This is a genomic window from Litchfieldella anticariensis FP35 = DSM 16096 (assembly GCF_000409775.1).
In the GTDB taxonomy this organism is placed as follows: Bacteria; Pseudomonadota; Gammaproteobacteria; order Pseudomonadales; family Halomonadaceae; genus Litchfieldella; species Litchfieldella anticariensis.
Map to the genome: position 1 here is coordinate 1 of NZ_KE332383.1, position 1,326 is coordinate 1,326.

Sequence of the window (1,326 nt, forward strand, 5' to 3'; positions counted from 1 at the left end):
GAGGCTGTAAACCACATTGTGTAACTGCCCACGAATGAGTAGCCTTTTCAAAAGGATACCATCGTGGGTAAACAATTGGACCAAGAAAAACTCAACGCCCTGGCCGCGGAACTGGCCAAAGACATCAAGTCCGAAAAAGACCTCGGAGCCCTTACACAGCAACTGGTCAAGCTCACCGTCGAGACGGCCCTCAATGCCGAACTGGACGAGCACCTTGGCTACGAAAAGCATGCCCCGGAAGGCCGGGGGACGGGCAACAGCCGCAACGGCTATTCTTCCAAGCGCCTGAAAGGGCAGCACGGAGACGTGTCGATCCAGGCGCCTCGGGATCGGGACGGCTCTTTCGAGCCCCAGTTCGTGCGTAAGGGCCAGTCCCGGCTGACTCAGATGGACGATCAGATCCTGGCCCTGTACGCCAAGGGCTTGAGCACTCGGGACATTGTGGATGCTTTCAAGGAGATGTACGACGCCGACATCTCCGCCACGCTCGTGTCCAAGGTTACCGAACGCGTGATCGAGCAGGTCCACGAGTGGCAGAACCGCCCGCTGGATCCGATCTATCCCATTGTCTATCTGGACTGCATTGTCCTGAAAATCCGCGAGAACAAGCGGGTGATCAACAAGTCACTATATCTGGCATTGGGCATTAACATGGAGGGCCAGAAGGAACTGCTGGGGCTGTGGCTTGCCGAGACCGAAGGCGCGAAGTTCTGGCTGTCGGTACTGACCGAACTGAAGAACCGTGGCCTGGAGGATATCCTGATCGCCTGTGTGGATGGTCTCAAAGGCTTCCCAGACGCCATCCAGGCCGAATACCCCCAGACCAAGGTCCAGCTGTGCATCGTGCACATGGTCCGCAACTCGCTGCGGTATGTGTCCTGGAAGGACTACAAGGCGGTCACGAAGGATCTGAAGCAGATCTATCAGTCAGCCACCGAGCACGAGGCCGGACAGGCGCTGGAGGTCTTCGCCGAACGCTGGGATGGCCAGTACCCGCAGATTGCCAAATCCTGGTACAACCACTGGGATAATCTGATTACCTTGTTTGGCTACCCGCCAGCCATTCGAAAGGTGATCTACACCACCAATGCCATTGAGTCGCTCAACAGCGTCATCCGCAAAGCGACCAAGCGCCGGAAGCTGTTTCCTAATGATGAGTCGGCTCTGAAGGTGGCGTTCCTGGCCATCCAGCAGGCCTCGAAGAAATGGACCATGCCGATCCGAGATTGGAAGCCGGCGCTGAACCGCTTTATTATCGAATTCGGTGACCGCCTGGACGGTCACCTGTAATGGGGTGGGCAGTTACACAGATTTATTTACAGGCTC

1 protein-coding gene is annotated in these 1,326 nt (G+C 56.7%); it reads left to right on the plus strand.

The genetic code is table 11. The features are described 5' to 3' along the window. Window positions 1-75: 75 nt before the first annotated feature. Window positions 76-1,290 (plus strand): IS256 family transposase, encoded by a 1,215-nt coding sequence (locus L861_RS06845; protein ID WP_035568018.1) that lies wholly within the window; start codon window positions 76-78, stop codon window positions 1,288-1,290. Window positions 1,291-1,326 lie beyond the last annotated feature (36 nt).